Source organism: Pseudomonas sp. P9_35 (assembly GCF_034008205.1).
In the GTDB taxonomy this organism is placed as follows: Bacteria; Pseudomonadota; Gammaproteobacteria; order Pseudomonadales; family Pseudomonadaceae; genus Aquipseudomonas; species Aquipseudomonas kilonensis.
In genome coordinates, this window is sequence record NZ_CP125373.1 from 400842 (window position 1) to 418834 (window position 17993).

General features: G+C 61.9%; 17 protein-coding genes and 1 tRNA gene. 15 read left to right on the top strand and 3 right to left on the bottom strand.

From position 1 onward, the window contains the following. Position 1: 1 nt before the first annotated feature. On the top strand, positions 2-1357 hold the full coding sequence (gene pgaC / locus QMK47_RS01775; protein ID WP_253470754.1) for a poly-beta-1,6-N-acetyl-D-glucosamine synthase: 1356 nt from the start codon (positions 2-4) through the stop codon (positions 1355-1357). Beyond that, positions 1354-1860 (top strand): poly-beta-1,6-N-acetyl-D-glucosamine biosynthesis protein PgaD, encoded by a 507-nt coding sequence (gene pgaD, locus QMK47_RS01780; RefSeq protein WP_253470756.1) that lies wholly within the window; start codon positions 1354-1356, stop codon positions 1858-1860. Before pgaC ends, pgaD begins: the two co-directional genes overlap by 4 nt. A gap of 170 nt (positions 1861-2030) precedes the next feature. Here the strand turns inward: pgaD and QMK47_RS01785 are convergent, their stop codons facing one another. Then, positions 2031-3563: an apoptosis inducing factor family protein gene (locus tag QMK47_RS01785; protein ID WP_253470758.1), complete on the bottom strand. Its 1533-nt coding sequence runs from the start codon at positions 3561-3563 to the stop codon at positions 2031-2033. A gap of 139 nt (positions 3564-3702) precedes the next feature. Between QMK47_RS01785 and QMK47_RS01790 the strand changes: the two genes are divergently transcribed. The 3 genes from QMK47_RS01790 (at position 3703) to QMK47_RS01800 (ending at position 5945) form a co-directional block, all read left to right on the top strand. Further along, positions 3703-4263 carry a YbhB/YbcL family Raf kinase inhibitor-like protein gene (locus tag QMK47_RS01790; RefSeq protein WP_214512914.1) on the top strand — a complete coding sequence of 187 codons (561 nt, stop codon included), beginning with the start codon at positions 3703-3705 and terminating at the stop codon, positions 4261-4263. 155 nt (positions 4264-4418) lie between these two features. Next, on the top strand, positions 4419-4592 hold the full coding sequence (locus QMK47_RS01795; protein ID WP_214512915.1) for a hypothetical protein: 174 nt from the start codon (positions 4419-4421) through the stop codon (positions 4590-4592). Between the two features lie 39 nt (positions 4593-4631). Beyond that, positions 4632-5945 (top strand): MFS transporter, encoded by a 1314-nt coding sequence (locus QMK47_RS01800; protein WP_258690139.1) that lies wholly within the window; start codon positions 4632-4634, stop codon positions 5943-5945. A gap of 9 nt (positions 5946-5954) precedes the next feature. Here the strand turns inward: QMK47_RS01800 and QMK47_RS01805 are convergent, their stop codons facing one another. After that, the gene (locus QMK47_RS01805) at positions 5955-6833 is read right to left on the bottom strand and encodes a LysR family transcriptional regulator (protein ID WP_258690140.1); all 879 of its coding nucleotides are present in this window, start codon (positions 6831-6833) and stop codon (positions 5955-5957) included. Between the two features lie 106 nt (positions 6834-6939). Here QMK47_RS01805 and QMK47_RS01810 point away from each other — a divergent pair, with 106 nt between their 5' ends. From QMK47_RS01810 to QMK47_RS01840, 7 genes are all read left to right on the top strand, one after another. Further along, positions 6940-7941 (top strand): zinc-dependent alcohol dehydrogenase family protein, encoded by a 1002-nt coding sequence (locus QMK47_RS01810; protein WP_253470765.1) that lies wholly within the window; start codon positions 6940-6942, stop codon positions 7939-7941. A 103-nt stretch (positions 7942-8044) separates the two neighbouring features. Further along, positions 8045-8626, top strand: a complete 582-nt coding sequence (locus tag QMK47_RS01815) for a hypothetical protein (protein WP_214512919.1) — start codon at positions 8045-8047, stop codon at positions 8624-8626. 177 nt (positions 8627-8803) lie between these two features. Then, positions 8804-10477: a VWA domain-containing protein gene (locus QMK47_RS01820; RefSeq protein ID WP_320389721.1), complete on the top strand. Its 1674-nt coding sequence runs from the start codon at positions 8804-8806 to the stop codon at positions 10475-10477. Between the two features lie 110 nt (positions 10478-10587). Next, positions 10588-11160, top strand: a complete 573-nt coding sequence (locus QMK47_RS01825; RefSeq protein ID WP_258691197.1) for an RNA polymerase sigma factor — start codon at positions 10588-10590, stop codon at positions 11158-11160. After that, positions 11157-11774: a hypothetical protein gene (locus tag QMK47_RS01830; protein WP_253470767.1), complete on the top strand. Its 618-nt coding sequence runs from the start codon at positions 11157-11159 to the stop codon at positions 11772-11774. Before QMK47_RS01825 ends, QMK47_RS01830 begins: the two co-directional genes overlap by 4 nt. A gap of 149 nt (positions 11775-11923) precedes the next feature. Continuing rightward, complete coding sequence (locus tag QMK47_RS01835; RefSeq protein ID WP_253470769.1) at positions 11924-12646, top strand: hypothetical protein; 723 nt, start codon at positions 11924-11926, stop codon at positions 12644-12646. Between the two features lie 167 nt (positions 12647-12813). Further along, complete coding sequence (locus tag QMK47_RS01840; RefSeq protein ID WP_253470771.1) at positions 12814-13038, top strand: hypothetical protein; 225 nt, start codon at positions 12814-12816, stop codon at positions 13036-13038. Positions 13039-13241: 203 nt separating this feature from the next. On the opposite strand, the gene QMK47_RS01845 is transcribed toward QMK47_RS01840, so the two are convergent. Beyond that, positions 13242-13318: transfer RNA gene (locus QMK47_RS01845), tRNA-Arg, on the bottom strand. A 349-nt stretch (positions 13319-13667) separates the two neighbouring features. Here QMK47_RS01845 and gabD point away from each other — a divergent pair. From gabD to QMK47_RS01860, 3 genes are all read left to right on the top strand, one after another. Then, complete coding sequence (gabD, locus tag QMK47_RS01850; protein ID WP_320389722.1) at positions 13668-15110, top strand: NADP-dependent succinate-semialdehyde dehydrogenase; 1443 nt, start codon at positions 13668-13670, stop codon at positions 15108-15110. Positions 15111-15281: 171 nt separating this feature from the next. Further along, positions 15282-16559 carry a 4-aminobutyrate--2-oxoglutarate transaminase gene (gene gabT, locus QMK47_RS01855; protein WP_024616536.1) on the top strand — a complete coding sequence of 426 codons (1278 nt, stop codon included), beginning with the start codon at positions 15282-15284 and terminating at the stop codon, positions 16557-16559. A 138-nt stretch (positions 16560-16697) separates the two neighbouring features. Beyond that, entirely contained in the window at positions 16698-17915 is a 1218-nt protein-coding gene (locus tag QMK47_RS01860; protein ID WP_253470775.1) for an HDOD domain-containing protein, read from the top strand. Positions 17916-17993 lie beyond the last annotated feature (78 nt).

Genomic DNA, 17993 nt, shown 5'->3' on the forward strand with positions numbered 1-17993 from the left:
CATGCTCGACAGACTGCTCGCTCTGCTGGTGCTGGCGATCGTCCTCGGGGTGCCCCTGGGCCTGATCTTCCTGGTCACCGGGCAATTCCTGATGGACTTCGTGTTTTTTTACCCGCTGTTCATGTCCGGGCTGTGGATCGCCGGCGGCCTGTATTTCTGGCTGCACTGGGAACGCCACTGGCCGTGGAAGGACGACACCCTGCCACCGCCCCTGGCCGGCGAGCCGTTGATCAGCATCCTGATCCCGTGCTTCAACGAAGGCGACAACGTCGCCGACACCATTCACGCGGCGCTGGGCCAGCATTACCCGAACATCGAAGTCATCGCCATCAACGACGGCTCCAAGGACAACACCGCCCAGATGCTCGATCGACTGGCGGCTGAAGACCCGCGCCTGCGCGTGTTGCACCTGGCGGAAAACCAGGGCAAGGCCGTGGCCCTGCGCATGGGTGCCATCGCGGCGCGCAGCGAATACCTGGTGTGCATCGACGGTGACGCGCTGCTGGCGCCGAACACCTGTGCCTACCTGGTGGCGCCGATGCTGGACAACGCCCGACTCGGCGCGGTGACCGGCAACCCGCGCATCCGCACCCGCTCGACTCTGGTGGGCCGAGTCCAGGTTGGCGAGTTCTCCTCGATCATCGGCCTGATCAAGCGTACTCAACGGGTGTTCGGGCGGATCTTCACCGTGTCTGGCGTGATCGTCGCGTTCCGTCGCTCCGCCCTGCACCGGGTTGGCTACTGGAGCCCGGACATGATCACCGAAGACATCGACATCAGTTGGAAGCTGCAACTGGATCACTGGAGCATCTTCTACGAGCCGCGCGCGCTGTGCTGGATCCTCATGCCCGAAACCCTGCGTGGCCTGTGGCGGCAACGGCTGCGCTGGGCCCAGGGTGGCGCCGAGGTGTTGTTCAAGAACATCCGGGGCATCTGGCAGTACCGCCACCGCTACCTGTGGCCGCTGTTGTTCGAATATTGCCTGTCCACCGGTTGGGCGTTCACGTTCCTGCTGTCGGTGATTTTCTGGGGCGTCGGCAAATTCGTCGAAATGCCAGCGGCCATCGCGGTCGATCACCTCATGCCACCCGCCTTCACCGGGCTGTTGCTGGCGGTGATATGCCTGCTGCAATTCGCGGTGAGCATCCTGATCGATCGGCGTTACGAAAAAGGCCTGTGGCACATCATGTTCTGGGTGGTCTGGTACCCGTTGGTGTTCTGGCTGATCAGCCTCTTTACCACCCTGGTGAGCTTTCCAAAAGTGCTGTTCGGGCAGCATCAGAAGCGTGCGCGCTGGATCAGTCCGGATCGCGGTATCAAACCGTTCGATGATCAGGAAGAGGAAGTGATCCGATGAAAATTATCAGGACCCGGCAACGGCCTTTTCTGGTGCTCATCGATGCGTTTTTTACCGTGCTGGCGTGGGTGGGGTTGTTGTACTTGCTGGTCAATGGGCTGTGGCCGCTGTTCGCGAGCCAGGCCGGTCCGCGCCCGGGAGGGTCTCTGTTCGATACCCTGGGGACCTTGCAGGTCTATGGATGGATCGCCTTGGTCAACGCGGTGCTGTTGATTACCTGGGCGCGTTACCAACAGCGCAAAAGCCGCAGCTTCGCCCAGCGCCGGTCGCCGGCCCCGGTAGTGAATGACCAGGGCTTGAGCGCCAGTTTCAAGTTGACCGACGAGCGCCTGGACACGCTGCGCCAGCCCGGCTCGAAGACTATTCACAACAATCTGGACGGCGACATCAGCCACGTCGTGCCGCACTTCCACTTGCTCAGCCCCGACTTGCAGCCGCCGCCCCTGGCGCCACTGGAGCGACCCGGCGTGATTCACCTGCCGGCCGATCACTCCGTACATTGATGCCATCGCGAGCAAGCTCGCTCCCACAGGGGATCGGGGGCGGATATTTCGGTCAACACAAGACAAAACTGTGGGAGCGAGCTTGCTCGCGATGGCGTCGGGTCAGCCATAGTGAAGTCGACTGAACCACCGCTATCGCGAGCGAGCCCGCTCCCACGGGGGATTTGGGCCTAGGATGAAAAATCCCGGATCAGCCGCCATGCCTCGTCCACCGGTAACGGTTGTTTCATGCGCTGGGCCAGCGCTGCCATGGCCCGGCCTTCATCACAGGCCACTGCGGCGGCAACGAGGCCGTCCTTGCCCAGCAGGGCAATAAAGGGCGGATGCTCGGGCGTGCCCTTGAATTCCACTTCGTCCCAGTGCTCGGCGTGGCCAAGATAGTCGTAGCGTTTGCCAAAGTGATAGGTCCAGAAAAACGGCACGTCCAGATAGTGCTCGTCGCCGCCGAGCATGTTCGCAGCGGCAATGCGCGCCTGTTGCTGGGCCAGGCGCCAGTGCTCGATGCGCTGGGGCTGGCCGTTCAGCGGGAAGGTCGCGATATCACCGACGGCCCATAAGCCATCAGTCACTCGCATGCCCGCGTCGACGGACAGTGACTGGTCCTGTTCCCGTGGCAATGCGGCGAAGGGCTCGGTGGCCGGGCGCACGCCGACGCCGATGATCACCAGGTCCGCGGCAACGCGCTGGCCGTCATCCAGCACCACGGCTTCGACCTTGCCGGCGCCCTCGATCTGCGCCGCTTCACTGTCGGTGCGGTACACCACACCATTGGCCCGGTGTCGGGCCAGAATGGCCTGGCCAACGCTCTCACCCAACTGTGCCGCGAACGGCACCGGATGCCGGGCCAGGACGGTGACGTTGAGCTCGCGCTTGCGCAGGGACGAGGCGACTTCCATGGCGATGAAACTGTCGCCGATGATCACCGCCTGTTGCCCTGGCCGGGCCGTGTCGAGAATCTGCCGGGCGTTGGCGATCGAACGCAGCACGAAGACTTGCGGCAAATCGATGCCGGGCAGCGCTGGCATCTTGGGTACTCCGCCGGTGGCGATGAGCGCGGCGTCGTAGTCCAGGCGCCGGCCATCGGCGAGTTGGATTTGCCGAGTATCGGGGGCCAAATGGGTGACCTCGCCATGGAGCCTTTCGATGCGTTGCCGGGTGAAGTAAGTTTCATCGCGCAGCGGTGCTGTCTCGTTGACTGCCATGTCACCGGCCAACACATACTTGCTCAGCACTGTACGGTCGTAGCCGGCTTCGGCTTCGCGGTCGATCATCAGGATTCGCCCGCCAAAACCCTTCTCGCGCAACGCCGCCGCGCAAGCCGTGCCGGCGGCACCGGCGCCGATGATGACAAACGTGCGCGGGTCATCGGCCGGCGGGACTTTATCGGTTGGCAATGGTTGATCGTCGACCCAGACGTCACCGTCCCGGACCTCGACGTGATAGCGCGCCAGGCTGTCGAGGGCCGGCGGTTCGCACAGGGCGCCGTCTTCAGCTCGGAACGCGGCCTTGTGCCAGGGGCAAATCAGCCGTCCGTGGCACACCGCGCCCTTGGCCAGTGGTGCGCCGGCATGCGGGCATTTGCCTTGGAAGGCGCGCACTTGATCACCGGAGCGCAACAGCAGGATGGACGTGTCGTCGATTTTGACTTCGAGGCCGCGGTCTTCACGAACGTCGGCGAAACGGGCGACTTGATGCAGAGACATGGTCATTCTCCGGCAGGCGTTTCCCTTTGGAGTCCCAGGGCCGGAACGAGTTTCAGCATAATTGTCACTGCAACCTTGGCGAAGCTGCGGCTATAGTTCGCAAGCCGTCCATGGCCAGACACGCACAAGGTGCCCCGGTATGACCCGATTGAACTCTCTCTCCCCTTGGCTGGCGGCCGTCGCCCTGGTGCTGTGCGCACAAGGGGCTGTCCAGGCCGAGGAGCGTTTTACCCTCAGCATTCCCGGTGTGTCGGACGACCGCCTCTTCACGGCGGCAGCAGCCAGTGATGCCAACACCTGTGGTGGCAAGAACATTTCTCCGGCCTTGAGCTGGAACGCCGGCCCGCCCGGCACCCTCAGCTACGCCATCGTCATGTTGGACCCGGACGGCCAAAGGGGCCAAGGTGTCGACCACTGGATCCACTACGGCATCAAGGCCACCACGCGGCAGATTCCGGCGGGCGCCGGCACCAAGCCCTCGTTGGAAGGCATGAGCGGTATCAACAGCAAGAACACCCACGGCTATATCGGTCCTTGCCCGCCTGTCGGCGACAGCGCTCACCACTACCTGATCCAGCTTTTCGCCCTGGACCTGCCGCCGGAAGCCCTGCCCGCCGACCTCACGCGTGCCCAACTGATGGAAAAAATCAAAGGCCACGTCCTGCGCAACAGCAGCGTAGTGCGCCGCTACCACCGCTGACTCGAACAGCACAAAACCCCTGTGGCGAGGGAGCTTGCTCCCGCTGGGCTGCGAAGCAGCCCCCCACAGTGGCGCTGACGCCCTGACACAACATTGGCATCACGCGCCAAAAGCGAGCACTATCGAGCCCTGTTCACTCATGCCGGAGGATGGCGATGACGCAGAAACCCGACGGCATCGCCCGCCTCCTGAACTGCCCCACCAAGGGCGACGAGATGCGCCGGGCCATCGCCCAGAGCCGCAAGGATTTCCTGCCTGCCGACGAGGCCGAAGACGCCGAGCCAGGCCAGCCACCGGTTCAACCGGTGGACCATGATCGCGACGACTGAGCCGTCGCCCTCTCTCAAACTTATTGTTCAAATCTGCCTATGACTGCCACCACTGTTCTACCCGGTGACCGATTCCGCCGATCCGATTACAAGACCCTGGGCCTGGCCGCCTTGGGAGGCGCGCTGGAAATCTACGATTTCATCATCTTCGTCTTCTTCGCCCTGACCCTCAGCCAGTTGTTCTTCCCGCCGGAAATGCCCGATTGGCTGCGCTTGCTGCAAAGCTTCGGGATTTTCGCCACCGGCTACCTGGCCCGGCCCCTGGGCGGCATTCTCATGGCGCACTTCGCCGATCGCCTGGGGCGCAAGCGGGTGTTCAGCCTGAGCATCCTGATGATGGCCTTGCCGTGCCTGCTCATCGGCGTGATGCCGACCTACGCGCAAATCGGTTATTTCGCACCGTTGCTGTTGCTGGCGCTGCGTATCCTGCAGGGTGCGGCGGTGGGCGGCGAGGTGCCCAGCGCCTGGGTATTCGTGGCTGAACATGCGCCGCTGCATCATCGCGGCTATGCCCTGGGTTTCCTCCAGGCCGGCCTGACTTTCGGCTACTTGCTGGGCGCCTTGACCGCAACAGCGCTGGCGCGGATCTACACACCGGCAGAGATTCTCGATTACGCCTGGCGCCTGCCGTTCCTGCTGGGGGGCGTATTCGGCGTGATCGGCGTCTGGCTGCGTCGCTGGCTGAGCGAAACGCCGATCTTCATGGCCCTGCAAGCCAATCGCGAAGGCGCTGCGGAACTGCCGTTGCGCACGGTCTTGCGCGACCACCGCCAGGCTTTGCTGCCCGCCGCCATCCTGACCTGTGTGCTGACCTCTGCCGTGGTGGTGTTTGTGGTCATCACTCCGACCGTGATGCAGAAAAGCTTCGGCATGACCCCCAGCCACACCTTCGCCCTGAGCAGCCTGGGCATCGTCTTCCTGAACATCGGCTGCATCCTGGCCGGTCTCATCGTTGACCGCATCGGTGCCTGGCGCACCGTCATGCTCTACAGCCTGCTGCTGCCTGTGGGCATCGCCGTGCTCTACGCCAGCCTGATCAGCGGCAGCGCCTGGCTGGGCCTGGCCTACGCTGTGGCGGGCCTGGGTTGCGGCGTGGTTGGTGCGGTGCCTTCGGTGATGGTCAGCCTGTTCCCGCCGAAGATCCGCGTGTCCGGCATCTCGCTCACCTACAACATCGCTTATGCGCTATGGGCCAGCATGACCCCGTTGATGCTGATTGCGCTGGTGCCGTGGAGCCCGTGGGTGTGCGTAGCCTATTGCGGTGTGATGGGCGTGGTGGGCGTGGCTGCGGCGGCGTATTTTCCCGGGCGGCATGGGAAGGCTGCGCAGCCGTCATTGGCCTGTGAATCCTGATCCGGCTGTTCAAAGCCGCTCGCGCAAAAAATCCACAAAGGCCCGAGTCCGTGCCGAGCGACGTCGGTCTTGACTGAACACGGCGCTGATGGGCAGCGCCAGCGGCTGGTAATCGGCAAGCACGGTGCAGACGGTTGCCTGGCGAATATCGGCCGCGAACAACCACTGCGGTGACAGCGAAACACCCAGGCCCGACAGCACCATTTCCCGGATCGCCTCGCTGCTGTTGCAGGTGACGTTGCCCTTGATCGTTACGCTGTGCTGTCGGCCATCCTGGTCGAACCGCCAGACGTCGTAATGCTCCAGCAGCGTGAAGGCCAAACAGTTATGGCGGGCCAGGTCAGCCGGTGCGAGAGGCGTGCCATGCTGTTGCAGATAGGCGGGGGAGGCGTACACCCGGCGCGGGCTGTCGCCGAGAGAAATCGCCACCAGCCCTTCGCTGTTCACCACGCCGATGCGAATGGCCAGGTCGATGTTTTCCTTCAACACATCCTCGTTCTGATCGCTTAGCCTCAAGTCGATCCGAAGCTGTGGGTGACGTGCGAGGAATTCGCCCACCAACGGCGCAATACACAACCGGCCGAAACTGACGGGCGCCGCCACGCGCAGGAGGCCGGCGATCTGTTCTTGCCCACTGGCGAAACTGAGGCGTGCCGTGTCCAGGCTGGCGAGTATGTCCTTGCTTTCGGCGTAGAAGCGCTGGCCCTGGTCGGTCAACGCGAGGTGGCGGGTGCTACGGGCAAACAGCGCCCCGCCAAGGTGTTGCTCCAAGGCGCGGATCTGCTTGCTCACCGCCGGTTGGCCCAGGTTCAGTTCCCTGGCGACGGCCGAAAACGAGCCGCGCTCCACCACCCGCACGAACACCTGCATTGCGTCGAACAGATCCATCAGGATTTGGCCTCTGCCTGGAATAAATCCTATCCATTGTTGCTCACTTATCGGAATGCGTCTTCGCTCGCATGATGAACCTACCACTCATTGGAGGTTTACCGTCATGAACAACACCATGTCCGCCGCCGTTGCCGAAACCGCTCAGGCTGCGCTGATTGTCCGTTCCATCTCCCGACCCATTCCCGGTAAAGGCCAGGTATTGATCAAGGTGCATGCCGCCGGAATCAACCCGCTGGACACCAAGATCGCGGCGGGAGGCGGGGCCCACGCGCGCCAGCCGCTGCCTGCCGTATTGGGGATCGACCTGGCCGGGACGGTGGTTGAACGGGGAGAGGGCGTGAATGACTTTGCGCCTGGCGACGAGGTGTTCGGCATGGCCGGCGGGATCGGCGGGGCCCAAGGCGCGCTGGCCGAATACATCGCGGTCGATGCCCGCTTGATTGCGCCCAAGCCCCGCTCACTGAGCATGCGCGAAGCGGCCGCCTTGCCGCTGGCATTCATCACGGCCTGGGAAGGCTTGGTCGATCGCGCCAACGTTCGGGCCGGGCAACAGGTGTTGATACATGGTGGGGCGGGTGGCGTCGGTCAAATGGCCGTGCAAATCGCCAAGGCCCGGGGCGCCGAGGTCTACGCCACGGGCTCGGCCGACAGCCAGGGTTTCATCCGCGAACTGGGCGCGTCAGCCATCGATTACCGGACCCAGGACACCGACAGCTACGTGCGCCAGTACACCGATGGCGAAGGCTTCGACATCGTCTACGACACCGTTGGCGGCCCGACCCTGGATGCGTCTTTCAACGCGGTAAAGACCTACACCGGCCATGTGCTCAGTTGCCTCGGCTGGGGCCAGCACAGCCTCGCGCCGTTGTCGTTCCGAGGGGCGAGCTATTCCGGGGTGTTTACGTTGATGCCGCTGCTGACGGGCAAGGGGCGCGAGCATCATGGTCAGATCTTGCGGGAGGCCGCCGCTCTGGTTGAGTCAGGGCAACTGCGGATCAAGCTGGATCAGCGCCGGTTTGGCCTGGAGCAAGTCAATGAGGCCTTTGCCCAGGTAGCCGAGGGGCGTGGGGCGGGGAAAACGGTAGTGGACATTGGGATCGAGTGAGACGGGGCCGCATTCCGTCAGGGCCAAACAACTTGAGCGCTCATTCAAACCCCGTAGAATGCGGCCGCCACTATGCCGCTACCTCTCAAGGACGAATTCAAACATGCGAGTTTTTACCCTGTTGCTGGCCCTCTGCCTTATGGCAGGTTGCGCTTCGAAGCCCGACTACTACATTTCCCCTGCGCCGGTGGCGATCCCCGAGACCGCCACCTATTGGATCGACACGTTCAACGTTGAAGTCGTCGGCAAAAACGAACGCTTCCTGCCCGACGAAAAAGTCCGTGACCAGTTGCACACCGACCTGATCGTCCGCCTGCTCGACGGCAATCGCTATGCCTCCAGCAAGGAAACCGCTGACTATCTGCTGGACGTCAACGCTGTCTATGCGCGCCGTATTCAAGACACTCAAGGTGGTCTCATGAACAAAATCGTCGCCGACGGTACGTATCTGGCTAGTGTCGATTTCAATTATCAGGTCAAGGTGAAGAAGGCCGGTGCCGAAGTGCTGCACTTTGCCCAGGCCCGCCAGGGGCTGATGCCAGGTGGGGCGATCGGGCAACTTGAGGCCATGAGAGGCATCGCGGGCGCCCTGACGAACAGAGGCAACTCCGATGTCGAAGACTATTACACCGGCCATTTGAGCGGATTCATCGCCGATGATCTGCGGGGCATTCCGTCCCGCTAACAATGCCTGCTGCAACGGGCTGGCGCTTGGTCCGATCGCGGTAACGGCCTGGCCACTTTGGGGGTGCCCAGCCCGGTTTTTTCAGCGCGCTAAAAAAAGTTTTTGGTCGTTAACCCGAACCTCGTGTGCCTTGCGTCTGAGCTTGTGTACGAATCATTCATTCACGAGGTTCAGCCCATGTTCCGTCCACTTCCCTTTATGCGTCCTGCTGCCCAAGGCTTCGCCGTGACTTTGCTGGTGGCGTTGGCCGGTTGTGGGGTGTCTTCCCGTGAGGCTGCCAAGCCGTCCGAACCGGTAGCCGTGGCGCCCAGCGTTGTACCGCAAGGCGAGATCGTCGAAATGCACCCCTCGGCGGTCAAGCGTATGGCCATGACGCCGACATTGATGCCCGCCCCAAGGGTGGCGAACGATGCCATCGCCGCGGGTTACCGCGCCGAGCCGCGTGAACAGTACGAAAAACTGCCGGACAACCCCATCCACAGCGTGGCCGAAACGCCGGTCTCGACCTTCAGCGTGGATGTCGACACCGGCAGCTACGCCAATGTGCGACGTTTGCTCAACCAAGGCAGCCTGCCACCCGAAGGTGCTGTGCGGCTGGAGGAAATGGTCAATTATTTTCCGTATAGCTACGCCCTGCCCACCGACGGTTCACCCTTCGGCGTGACCACCGAGGTGGCCCCATCGCCGTGGAATCCCCACAGCCGCTTGCTGCGCATCGGCATCAAGGCCAGCGACCGCGCCGTAGCGGATCTGGCGCCGGCCAACCTGGTCTTCCTGGTGGATGTTTCCGGCTCCATGGACCGTCGCGAAGGCCTGCCGCTGGTCAAGAGCACGCTGAAACTGCTGGTGGATCAGTTGCGCGATCAGGATCGGGTGTCCCTGGTGGTCTATGCCGGTGAATCCCGGGTGGTGCTCAAGCCCACCTCGGGGCGCGACAAGGTGACAATCCGCAACGCCATCGATCAGCTCGACGCCGGTGGTTCCACCGCGGGCGCCTCGGGTATCGAACTGGCCTATCAGATGGCTCGCGAGAGTTTTATCGACAAGGGCATCAACCGCATCCTGCTGGCCACCGATGGTGACTTCAACGTCGGCATCAGTGATTTCGACAGCCTCAAGCAGATGGCGGTGGACCAGCGTAAAAGCGGCGTATCCCTGACGACGTTGGGCTTCGGTGTGGATAACTACAACGAACATCTGATGGAGCAGTTGGCTGACGCTGGTGACGGTAACTACGCCTACATCGACAACCTGCTCGAAGCGCGCAAAGTCTTGGTCGACCAGCTCAGCTCTACCCTGGCGGTGGTGGCGCGGGATGTGAAGTTGCAGGTGGAGTTCAACCCTGCCCAGGTCAGTGAGTATCGCCTGCTCGGTTATGAGAACCGCGCGTTGAAGCGTGAGGATTTCAACAACGACAAGGTCGATGCGGGCGAGATCGGTGCCGGGCATACGGTGACGGCCTTGTATGAAATTGTCCCGAAGGGCCAGCCGGGCTGGTTGGAGCCGCTGCGCTATGCCAGTACACCCCAGCCGGAGGGTAGGTCAGGCGAATTGGCGATGTTGCGCGTACGCTACAAACCCGTTGAGGGCGGTAGCAGTCGATTGATCGAGCATCCGATTGCGGGCGTGCAGGACGAACAGAAGGCCAGCGATGACCTGCGTTTCTCTGCCGCCGTGGCGGCCTTCGCCCAGCAGCTCAAGGGTGATGGGCGTTACACTGGGACGATGAGCTTGAAGGACACCGCACAATTGGCGCGCTCGGCCCGTGGTGATGACCCGTTTGGGCTGCGTGCCGAGTTTGTGCAGTTGGTGGAGCTTGCCCAGAGCCTCGAGCCTGCGGCCAAGCGCTGATCCCGAGCGCAACGGGGATCAAAAATGTGGGAGCGAGCTTGCTCCCACAGGGTCTCCTTGTTGTCTGCCAGGACTGTGTTGCAATGACCGGAAAGGAGTTCGTCACCGACATGCCCGCTGCGCTTGATTCTCCCAGCGACGAATCGCTGCTGGCCCGCTACCGCAACGGCGATGGGGCTTCTTTCGAAGTCCTGTACGCCCGCCATCGGCAAGGGCTCTACCGTTTCCTCGTGTCCTTGAGCAACAAGGCCGAACTGGCCGAGGAAGTCTTCCAGGACACCTGGCTCAGCCTGATTCGCAGCACCACCCAGCCACAAGGCCGGGCGAGCTTTCGCACCTGGCTGTTCCAGATTGCCCGCAACCGCTTGATCGATCACTGGCGCAAGCATGGCGTCCACAACCCGTTGCACGACAGTTACGACGAGCAGCTTCACGTCCAGCCCGACGACACCAGCAGCCCCGAGCGGCAGTTGAGCCTGAGTCGCGACCAGGCGCGTCTCGATGCTGCGTTGCAGGCCTTGCCCGAGGATCAGCGGGAAGTTTTCCTGCTGCGCCTGCACGGCGACCTGGAACTGCCGCAGATTGCCGCTTTGACCGGCGTCCCACTGGAAACGGTCAAGAGCCGCTTGCGTTACGCCCAGCAGAAATTGCAGCGACTGCTGGCCGAGGAGGTACCCGCATGATCGACCCCAAACACACCCCGGATCCCGACGACGAAATGCTGGTCGAGCATTTCCGCCAACATGCCAGCGGCGAGCCGCCGGCCTCCCTGGACGCCTTCATCCTGGCCGCCGCCCGCCGTGAAGCCCCGACGCCCACGCCAAGCCTGTGGCAGCGCTGGCTACAGGCCTGCCAACGGCCGCGCTGGCAAATGGCATTCGCCACGGTCGCCGGTGTGGCGCTGATGATCGGCCTGGTGCTGCGTTCGCCCGTGCCCCACGACGAGCTGGCCTCACCTGCCTCGATGGAGTTTTCCGCCGATCGGCAGGAGCCCGCCGTTGCCGCCGCACCACCGCCGGCCATGCCTGCCCCCGCACCGATCACCCGCATGGCGCCCCAGGGTGAACTGTCCCGGGCGCCGGCAAGCCCTGTGCAAGCCTTGGCGGAAAAGTCAGCGGCGAAAATGAGCAAATCCGCGCCCGCTGCACTGCCATCGCTGGAGCAGGGCCTGATGGAAATCCTGCGTTTGCGCGAGGCGGGTGAGAGCAAGGCTGCGGATGAAAAGCTGCTGGCGTTGCATAAGCGCTTTCCCGAGGAGGACTTGCCGGCGCGGTTGGAGGTGTTGCGCAAGCGTTGAGCGAAACCAACGCGTAAAAAAACTCCCGGTCATAAAGGCGGGTATTGGAGCGTCACTGATTCCAAAAGTTGAAGGGGTACTTGCCAGGCGGACGACACTCGGGAGTCGCGTTACAAATGCAGGCATAGCAGGATCACTTGAGCGGAACTATGCTCGCCAGCATGAAAAAGCTGATGCTCGAACTCGACGGAACCGACCCAAGCAAGCTCTCTATGGCTCGCTTGACGGATTATCTGTGCGAGCTCGCAGAGCTTTTCGGCTCGCAAGATAATGTTCATTTCGACTCTGTCACCGAAGGTTGTGTTTGCCTGAATACTTGGGTGGAAGACGACAAGTACCCCCACGTCCTGAACAGGGTGCGTAAGGCCGCTCAGGGAGTTGGGCCCAAGCGTGCAAGAAAGGCGTACCTGCAACTCTCTGCATTGATGGAGCAAGATCGAGTGGATGGTGTCTTGCAAGCTGCAGATGCGAACATCCTTCAATTCCCCAAAGCCAAGACCGCTCCCCCTCCCATGGTCGTCATCAAGCAAGGTAGCGTTCAAGGGCGCCTGTATGTCGTTGGTGGAAAGGACGAGACGGTTCCTGTTCGGCTTGAGGGCGCTGGTGGCGAAACTCTTCTTTGTGAAGCCGATACGGTATTGGTTGAACAACTGGGCAAGCTCTTGTTCAAGTATGTTCGCGTTCATGGAAAGGGTGAGTGGGAAAGTCGACCGCATGGCGGCTGGCGGTTGAGAAAAATGTTCATTCAATCCTACGAGAGACTTGAAAAAACCTCTTTGCGCAGTGCGGTTACCCAGCTCAAGGAACTGGGTGGTATCACCTGGAGCGAGATGGATGATCCCCATGGAACGATTCAGAACCTAAGGGGATGAGGTGCGCATAGTTCTCGATACCAACGTTCTCGTCCAAGCCTTGGGAAATGCAAAGGACGGTATCGTTTGATCGGAATTTTCACCAGAGCCATCTGGATGTCATAAACGGCTTTTCGTGTTTTGAAATCATATCGTTCGATCAGATCGCTGCGGTCGAATGTGCTCGTATGGTCGATGACAATGAGCTGAAGGTGCTTGACCCGGCAGCAACGAAAGCCAAGTTACGTTTTGATCGCCAGATAATTGCTACTGCTCTCGCAACCAACGCTGATGAAGTCTGGACTCATGATGTGGGTCTTTACTCCAAAGCTCAGAAATGCGGACTTGTGGTGAAGTCCTTAGGAGATATTGAGCCGGCTCCTGAGCAACTCGAGGCCGATCTCGACCACTGAGTGCTGCCCGAGTCGGTTGGTGATGGAAACCAGGCCTCTTTAGTTATTTGCAACACGGCCCCTGTCGGTTGATGCGCTGCGGCGCTGATACCGCTCAGGGGTTTTTTAATGCCTGAATTGCTTACTTGCAGGCTCCTATGGGGTCGACGCTCCATAAAAAAAGCCCCAATCCGTTAGGACTGGGGCTTTTGATTTTCCATGTATGGTGCACCAGGCGGGATTCGAACCCACGACCCCTGCCTTCGGAGGGCAGTACTCTATCCAGCTGAGCTACTGGTGCGACGCGGGCGCCATGATACTCATATGCGTGGCAGGCGTCCATGCTACTGAATCGCCTGCGTTTTCGGGCGGCTCGACGGCTCTTGGCTACGCTGATCAGAAAAAGCGGGCAAATTCGGCTTTTTCGTTCTTTTTTTCGAACAGCCTATTGTCCTTCACCCCTATCGGCCCTAGGATTCGTTTGAGATTTCAAACGCTCTTGTCTGGGTGCTGAACCGCACGTCTGTGCTTTTGTGCGTTATTTCTGTGCTTCAGCCCGGTGAATGATTTCCCTGACGGCAGCCCCCGAGGCGCCTTTCTACAAATCTAATTCGCTCCGCGCGTGCGCGGTGCTGTTAAGGAAAGCCGACATGCAGCTTAAAGACACCCAGTTGTTCCGCCAGCAAGCCTTCATCAATGGCGCTTGGATCGATGCGGACAATGGTCAGACAATCAAGGTCACCAACCCGGCGACGGGCGAAGTGTTGGGCACCGTGCCGAAGATGGGCGCCGCCGAAACCCGTCGTGCGATTGAAGCCGCCGACAAGGCGCTGCCGGCCTGGCGTGCGCTGACGGCCAAGGAGCGCGCCAACAAGCTGCGCCGCTGGTACGAATTGCTGATCGAAAACCAGGACGACCTCGGTCGCCTGATGACCCTGGAACAAGGCAAGCCGCTGGCCGAAGCCAAGGGTGAAATCGTCTACGCCGCCTCGTTCATCGAATGGTTCGCCGAAGAAGCCAAGCGCATCTACGGTGACGTGATTCCCGGCCACCAGCCCGACAAGCGCCTGATCGTGATCAAGCAGCCGATCGGCGTGACCGCGGCCATTACCCCGTGGAACTTCCCGGCCGCGATGATCACCCGCAAGGCCGGCCCGGCCCTGGCTGCCGGTTGCACCATGGTCATCAAGCCGGCTTCGCAAACCCCGTTCTCGGCCCTGGCCCTGGTGGAACTGGCGCACCGTGCTGGCATCCCGCAAGGCGTGTTGAGCGTCGTTACCGGCAGCGCCGGCGACATCGGTGGCGAGCTGACCAGCAACCCGATCGTGCGTAAGCTGTCCTTCACCGGCTCGACCGAGATCGGTCGCCAGTTGATGGCCGAATGTGCCAAGGACATCAAGAAAGTCTCCCTGGAACTGGGCGGCAACGCGCCGTTCATCGTGTTCGACGACGCGGACCTGGATAAGGCCGTCGAAGGCGCGATCATTTCCAAATACCGCAACAACGGCCAGACCTGCGTCTGCGCCAACCGCCTGTACATCCAGGATTCGGTGTACGACGCGTTTGCCGAAAAACTGAAAGTGGCGGTCGCCAAGCTCAAGATCGGCAACGGCCTGGACGATGGCACCACCACCGGTCCGTTGATCGACGGCAAAGCGGTTGCCAAGGTGCAAGAGCACATTGCCGATGCCGTCAGCAAAGGCGCGACCGTGCTGTCGGGCGGCAAGGCGATGGAAGGCAACTTCTTCGAGCCGACCATCCTGACCAACGTACCGAACAACGCCGCCGTGGCGAAGGAAGAAACCTTCGGCCCGCTGGCGCCGCTGTTCCGTTTCAAAGACGAAGCCGAAGTGATCGCGATGTCCAACGACACCGAGTTCGGCCTGGCCTCGTACTTCTATGCCCGCGACCTGGGCCGTGTGTTCCGTGTGGCCGAAGCCCTGGAATACGGCATGGTCGGCGTCAACACCGGGTTAATTTCCAACGAAGTCGCGCCATTCGGCGGCATCAAGGCTTCGGGCCTGGGCCGTGAAGGCTCCAAGTACGGCATCGAGGATTACCTGGAAATCAAATACCTCTGCCTGGGTATCTGATCTGCTGCAAGCGCAAAGGGCACGAGAGCGCTGTCCCTTTGCGCGTTTCACCCGTTCTGTTTCTTGTGGCCGGAACGCTGCGGCAGTCGATCATCGCATGCTGTCGCAGTTGCCTCCCCGCCATGTACTCCTTGAACGACGCCGCCCTGAGCTGCGAATGAGGACATTTTAATGAGCAAGACCAACGCAGACCTGATGGCCCGCCGTACCGCCGCTGTTCCACGCGGTGTTGGCCAGATTCACCCGATCTTTGCCGAATCGGCGAAGAACGCCACGGTAACCGACGTTGAAGGTCGTGAGTTCATCGACTTCGCCGGCGGCATCGCCGTGCTGAACACCGGTCACGTGCACCCGAAAATCATCGCCGCCGTGACTGCACAGTTGAACAAGTTGACCCACACCTGCTTCCAGGTCCTGGCCTACGAGCCGTACGTGGAACTGTGCGAAAAAATCAACGCCAAGGTGCCGGGAGATTTCGCCAAGAAAACCCTGCTGGTGACCACCGGTTCGGAAGCGGTGGAAAACGCCGTGAAAATCGCCCGCGCCGCCACGGGCCGTGCCGGTGTGATCGCCTTCACCGGCGCTTACCACGGTCGCACCATGATGACCCTGGGCCTGACCGGTAAAGTCGTGCCGTACTCGGCCGGCATGGGCTTGATGCCAGGCGGCATCTTCCGTGCGCTGTACCCGAACGAACTGCACGGCGTGAGCATCGACGACTCCATCGCCAGCATCGAGCGTATCTTCAAGAACGACGCCGAGCCGCGTGACATCGCGGCAATCATCATCGAGCCGGTACAGGGCGAAGGTGGTTTCTACGTAGCGCCCAAGGAATTCATGAAGCGCCTGCGCGCTTTGTGCGACCAGCACGGCATTCTGCTGATCGCTGACGAAGTGCAGACCGGTGCCGGCCGTACCGGCACTTTCTTCGCCATGGAGCAGATGGGCGTTGCCGCCGACCTGACCACCTTTGCCAAGTCCATCGCTGGCGGCTTCCCGTTGGCCGGTGTCTGCGGCAAGGCCGAATACATGGATGCCATCGCGCCGGGTGGCCTGGGCGGCACCTACGCCGGTAGCCCGATCGCTTGTGCGGCAGCGCTGGCGGTGATGGAAGTGTTCGAAGAAGAACACCTGCTGGACCGCTGCAAGGCTGTGGGCGAGCGTCTGGTGACCGGCCTCAAGGCGATCCAGAAGAAGTACCCGGTCATCGGTGAAGTGCGTGCCCTGGGCGCGATGATCGCCGTGGAGCTGTTCGAAAACGGCGACTCCCACAAGCCGAACGCCGCAGCGGTAGCCCAAGTCGTGGCCAAGGCGCGCGACAAGGGGCTGATCCTGCTGTCCTGCGGCACCTACGGCAACGTACTGCGGGTGCTGGTGCCGCTGACCGCGCCGGACGAGCAAATGGACAAAGGCCTGGCGATCATCGAAGAGTGCTTCTCCGAACTCTGAGTGACGGTTGTGCGCTGATCCACAAAAACCCGCCTTCTGGCGGGTTTTTTCATGTCCGCGAAGCTGCCTGGTGGATTTTGAGCTGTCTGGAACGACCACCAACGTCTAAGGTGCAAGTATGGCAAGGGAGCATGCTGCATGACTGCTGTGGATTTACCCGCTGTACCCCGTGTGTTGATCGCCGAGGCCGATCCGGCGTCCCGCGAGCTGCTTGAGCAGGTGTTGTCGGGTGTGCGCTGCGATGCTCGGGTGGACACTTGTGGCGACGGCAAAGAGGCTTTGGATTTGCTGGCGAAGCATCCCTACGACCTGGTGATCGCCGATTGGGAGCTGCCGGGGGTTGATGGCCTGGCGATTCTGCGTGGCCTTCGCCAGCAGCATCGCACGCCGCCGTTGCCGTTCATCCTGATGAGCCGGCGCAACGACAGCGCCAGCGTGCGCGAGGTCTTGCCGCTGGCGCCGATCGCGTATCTGACCAAGCCCTTGAACCGGGAAAACCTGACCCAGCGTTTGCAGGGGTTGCTAGTGGGTGGCGGTGAAGAAACCTCCAACGATGCGCCGGTTCCGGGGCCGGCGTTGACCTTGCTCACCTTCCTGGAACGTCGGCGTGACCTGTCCGAGGGCGCACCCTTGATGACTGATGTGCAAGTGGCGGTCAAGCGCAGCCTCAACCCCGGCGGCCTGGACCTGAAACTGCTCGAAGAAGAGATCCGCACCGACCCGCAGATCACCGCGGTGCTGATCGCGGCGGCCAACAGCGCTGCCCAGCATCAGGGCGGTGGCCCGGTGCAGACCGTGGCCCAGGCGCTGCACCAGCTGGGTTCCGGACCAAGCATGAACCTGATCCTCGCCCTGACCCTCAAACGCTGCGCCCGGCTCAGCGTCCCATGCCTGGCGGACTATGCCGAGCGTTACTGGGAGCTGTCGCTGCACACGGCCGAATACGCCCGGACGATGGCACGCTTGCTGGACCTGGAGCAGGAGCGCTGCTATTGCGCCGGGTTGTTGCATCGCCTGGGCGACCTGGCGTTGCTGCGCTGCCTGGAAGAGTGGAAACAGGCCGGTGGCGAGCTGGACGAGCCGGAGGAAGTCGGCGACTCGCTGGACATGTTCGGCGCCAGTTTCGGCTCGGCGTTACGTGCCCGCTGGCGTCTGCCGTTGGAGTTGCGGGAGTTGATCGCGGCGGTCTATAGCTTGGGGGGCGGGGTGTATTCCCGTGAGGCCTTGGTGATGAACATGGCGGCGCAGATGGCGCACCTGCCCGCGCATGAGGGCCTCGAAGAACTGGCCCGTAGCCGAACGGCGCGGTTGCTGAAGATCGGCTTGCCGGAGTTGATGCGGTTGCGCCGTAAGTAAGACCACCGCCTAACCCCTGTGGGAGCAAAGCTTGCTCGCGATGCAGGCAACTCGGGTTCAAGTGGACACCGAGGCGCT